The following is a 3,932-nucleotide window of genomic DNA, read 5'->3' as shown; positions in this document are numbered from 1 at the left end:
AACGTCGTAAACCAGACGCAGGTCGTGACCGCGTTTGATCAGATCACCCTGCGGATGATTGGCAAGCTTCTGCAAAACCTCGTCGCGAGTGCCTGCGATCAGATCCTGATGGGTCTCGTAGGCTGGCATCACTTGATCCCATTCCTTGTCGAACTCGCTACCCGTCTGGAGATCGGTCCAAACGGACACCGAATAATCCCAATCCAAGTAATCGCCTTTGTTCAGCGCAACGCCAAGCGAGTTTGCCTGCGCTGTCACACTTGGCAAGAAGGACAACACCCCTATGAGCGGTAGAACGAACACAAGCACTGATCTGATGTGCCTGACATGCGACGTGGTGACGGAATATGTCGACCTGGCAAACAGTTTCACCCAGAACCTGAGCACTGTGCTGCTCGACCCAATGTGGTTCATCTATCTCTCCGTCGTTGGCCTATGGATCGTCATTCATGGCGGCAAGATGATCATGGGCAAGGGCGATCTGATTGGATTCGCTCATGAATTCGCGTTCATCATTATAGCTGGTCTGCTGCTGGGCGGGCAAGGGCCCACTCTCGTAAATTCCATCTATCAGATGGCTTTATCAACGATGGGTAGTGCTGCTGGCGTCGTTCTGTCTGCCGGTATGGAAGGTGGCATCAGAGCCGCCACGATCCCGAGTGAAGCCACATCTCTTGGCGGCATGGCTCAGTTGGTCTATGTCGCCGAGCAAGGCTTGATGAGCGTACTTCGCATCGCCTTTGAGATATGGGCATCGATCTCGCTCGGCAATCTGATGGCCGGGGTCTACGGCGTCCTGCTCGCCCTGCCCTACATCATCCTGATCATTGTTTATTTCAGCCAGGTTGTTGTCAGCATCTTCCGCGTGATGATGTTCTCCGCCCTTTCTCCAATCCTGATGCTTGCCGTCGGGTTTGGTTGGGGACGAGGCATGGCGATCACCGGGGTTCGAACCGTCTTCGCCGCTTTTATGGTGCTGTTCGGCTCAACACTTGCACTCGCACTGTGTCTTTATGGGGCAGCATCTCTTGATATCCAGAACACAGAGAATGTTCGTGAGATCACATCAATCGACAATCCGGGCCTGTGGGTTGCCATCGTTCTTGGTTGGATGGGCACGGCCTTTATGGCCGAGGCAACCGGCATGGCGAACTCGATTGCCGGATCCCAACTGACCAATCAAGCCGCTGCCGTCATTACAGCGGGCATGACCGCAACCGGCCTTTCCCTTGTCAATGCCGCCAAGAAATACGCACCGGGCGGTGCTTCTGCGGCACTTGATGCTGTTCTCTTGGGTGCGGGAGCCACCCGCAATCCGGTTGGAGCGGCAGGAGCGGCAAAAGACAGCCTGGTCTCTGCCAAGAATGCCGTTATGGAACGCCTCAAGACACCGACCTTTGATCGGGGAGGCAAGCCATGAACCGTCTCAAGAAATTCCTGCGTGATGTCTTTTTGATCATCGCCGCTTTTCCCCTCATTGCACTCTGGCTGCTGGTTCTGACCGGCATGTTTTCGCCGGAAAGCCTGATCGTCTTTGTCATGGCCCTTCGCGAAGTCGATGCCGACCAGTTGGCCGGTCTGATGCGCAGTGCCGTTCATATCTGGATCGCGCTTTCCATCGTCCTTGCTCTTGCCAAGCTTGTTATTGGCTTGGGCGCTTCATCCTCCCCGACCGTCCCCAATCAGAAAGGATCGCAGCCATGCGCCTGATCCCCAAACATTTCGTCCCAATTCTTTGCTTTGCCGTTTTGCTGTCCGGCTGTGTCTCCGTTTCAAAAGACCGCGAGATCCCCAAAGACGGGACCGGCACCGATGAGATGAAACTCAGCCCCTGTGTCTGCAATCCGGTTGAGTTCAATGGCGAGGGCTTCTCATGGCTTGGCTAGGGCGCATCGGCAAACGCGATAACGGGCGCAAGTCGATGGTCAAACCCACCTCAACGCATAAAACCACCGTTGCTGCAGATCCGTTCAGCTTTCAGGGCAGCCATCGCAGGCTTGCCTGGATGCTGCGTCTGTCTGCCGGGACCAACATTGTGCTTGGCGCTGGCGTCGTCGTTCTGGTGCAAACCGTTGCACACCTCGTACCGCTCAAGGAAACCGAGATTGCCTTGGTTCGGACCTATGGCCCGGATGACCGTACTTATGTTGTCGAACCTGTCAGCAAGAAGGTCGAAGGTTTTGAAGTCTTTCTTGAAGCCCAGGCAAAACGTTTCGTTCTGATCACCAACGAGATTGATCCGGTCACACAGCAAGAACGCCAGCGCGAAGCATCCAGACTTTCTGATGCCAGTTTCTGGGAACGCTTCAAACGAGAGCGGATCGATAGCGGCCTGATCACCGAGGCGCTTGAAAAAGGCATCGAGCGCGAAGTGCGGATCGTCTCCATCGATCCCATCGTCACCTTGTCCTCAGATCATAAATACGCAGTCGATTTCATCCAGATCGACCATCGTCGCGGCAAAGAGATCTCGCGCAAAAACTTGCGCGCTTACCTGACGCTGGCCACCCGTCCGCAAAACGTCTCCGAAGCCGACAAATACACCAATCCTTTTGGCGTCACCGTGCTCGACATGGTGCTTAGAGAAAGAGGCGCGTCATGAAACGCCTGATCAATCTTGTTTTCCATATCGTCTTTGGCAGCCTCATTCTGGCGGTCCTCATTCTTGGCTATAAGCAGGCCAATGCGCAGACCGCTGCACGCCCACCCATGCCGGGACAATCGCAGCAACCATTCTCAGGTCCACAAACCTCTCCGCAACAATCCGCGCCAGCCATGCCGGTGCCCGATAGCGTGGTCGATCAAGCCCGCGATCAAAATGAAGGTTATTTCAACGCAATGAGCCGTCCGCGTACCAGCGGTCAGGTTCAGGATGTGTGGGATGAAGCAGATCCAAGCGATGCGGTTTATGCGACCGATCTGTGTGATGATTGTACTTACAAGATCCGCACCCGCGAGTTCATGGTCACCGTGCTTGAACTACCACGCGGTGAGAAGATTGAAGCGGTCGATCTTGGCGATGATGGCGGGTTTTCTGTCAAACCACGCGGTGAACGGCGTTTGGCTGTGCGCCCCAGCGGATACGGTTATGACACCTCACTTGTCGTCTATGGCAAATCAGGTGCTGTTTATCCGTTCTATCTGAGGGCAGAGAGCTTTAACTCGGTCAATGTTCCCGATCTGATTGTGCGGATTGAAGGATCCGTTCAGATCGAAACCAATCCGGCGGTTGCTGGCTTTGACGGTGTTTTGGACGACAAAGCGAAACCGGCCCTTCCGGCGATGTCTGTTCCTGGGCAAGGCAACAAGTCTGCAGCTATCGATACTGCGATTGCCGGACTGAGTGACACCAATCCGGGCACGCCTGCAGGCGACTTTGTGGCGCAATCCCCGTTTGACCCGAACGCCCTGCATGGTTGGGGTGAGTATGATCTCTGGGGCGATGAAACACTGCGCCCGGAAACAGTCTTTCGGGATGACCACTTCACCTATATCCGCTTTGGCAAGCGCTGGAAGGATATCGAACTGCCGACTGCCTATGTGGTGGTCGATGGCATTGATGAGCTGGTCAATACCCGTGTGCAGGGTGAGACCTACATCATTGAAAGCACCCGACCGCTGATCACGCTCAAGAGCGGCAAGAGCTTCCTCTGTGTTGAATATACCGGGGAAGGCGCATGAGTGCATTTTGTGATGTTGCACTGGTGCTTGGCCTGACCTTTGGGGGTGTATGTGCCGAACCGGTCGTCAATGAACCGCCAACCTTGCCCGCTGATGATCCATCGGTCTGGGCCCTTCCGGCACCGCCGCCACCAGCGCCTGTGGCCCCTGCCCCAACTATGCCGCCGATCATCATCAAGGAAGCCAAACCGGAACCAGAGCCAGCCCCGGCTCCCGAGCCTCTGCCGCAACCTGAACCTGTTCCTGAACCG

At 55.5% G+C, this 3,932-nt stretch carries 6 protein-coding genes and 1 pseudogene; 6 read left to right on the top strand and 1 reads right to left on the bottom strand.

Translation table 11 applies throughout. The features are described 5' to 3' along the window. Positions 1-189: hypothetical protein (locus tag B3Z49_RS19960; RefSeq protein ID WP_296994110.1), on the bottom strand; the 189-nt coding region annotated here is incomplete at its 3' end. Between the two features lie 148 nt (positions 190-337). Between B3Z49_RS19960 and B3Z49_RS19955 the strand changes: the two genes are divergently transcribed. The 6 genes and pseudogenes from B3Z49_RS19955 to B3Z49_RS19930 form a co-directional block, all read left to right on the top strand. Beyond that, positions 338-1,420: a hypothetical protein gene (locus B3Z49_RS19955; protein ID WP_296994107.1), complete on the top strand. Its 1,083-nt coding sequence runs from the start codon at positions 338-340 to the stop codon at positions 1,418-1,420. Continuing rightward, complete coding sequence (locus B3Z49_RS19950) at positions 1,417-1,710, top strand: hypothetical protein (RefSeq protein ID WP_296994105.1); 294 nt, start codon at positions 1,417-1,419, stop codon at positions 1,708-1,710. The genes B3Z49_RS19955 and B3Z49_RS19950 overlap by 4 nt, the downstream gene beginning before the upstream one ends. Continuing rightward, positions 1,701-1,886 (top strand): hypothetical protein, encoded by a 186-nt coding sequence (locus B3Z49_RS19945; protein ID WP_296994103.1) that lies wholly within the window; start codon positions 1,701-1,703, stop codon positions 1,884-1,886. The genes B3Z49_RS19950 and B3Z49_RS19945 overlap by 10 nt, the downstream gene beginning before the upstream one ends. Further along, entirely contained in the window at positions 1,874-2,602 is a 729-nt protein-coding gene (locus B3Z49_RS19940) for a type IV secretion system protein (protein ID WP_296994100.1), read from the top strand. The genes B3Z49_RS19945 and B3Z49_RS19940 overlap by 13 nt, the downstream gene beginning before the upstream one ends. Continuing rightward, the gene (locus tag B3Z49_RS19935) at positions 2,599-3,681 is read left to right on the top strand and encodes a TrbG/VirB9 family P-type conjugative transfer protein (RefSeq protein ID WP_296994097.1); all 1,083 of its coding nucleotides are present in this window, start codon (positions 2,599-2,601) and stop codon (positions 3,679-3,681) included. Before B3Z49_RS19940 ends, B3Z49_RS19935 begins: the two co-directional genes overlap by 4 nt. Beyond that, a pseudogene (locus tag B3Z49_RS19930) lies at positions 3,678-3,932 on the top strand (conjugal transfer protein TrbI); the annotation flags it as partial. The gene B3Z49_RS19935 and the pseudogene B3Z49_RS19930, both read left to right, overlap by 4 nt.

Origin of the sequence: Thalassospira sp. UBA1131 (genome assembly GCF_002311515.1) — a bacterium.
Taxonomy (GTDB): domain Bacteria; phylum Pseudomonadota; class Alphaproteobacteria; order Rhodospirillales; family Thalassospiraceae; genus Thalassospira.
This window is presented reverse-complemented; position numbering and strand designations above follow the sequence as displayed.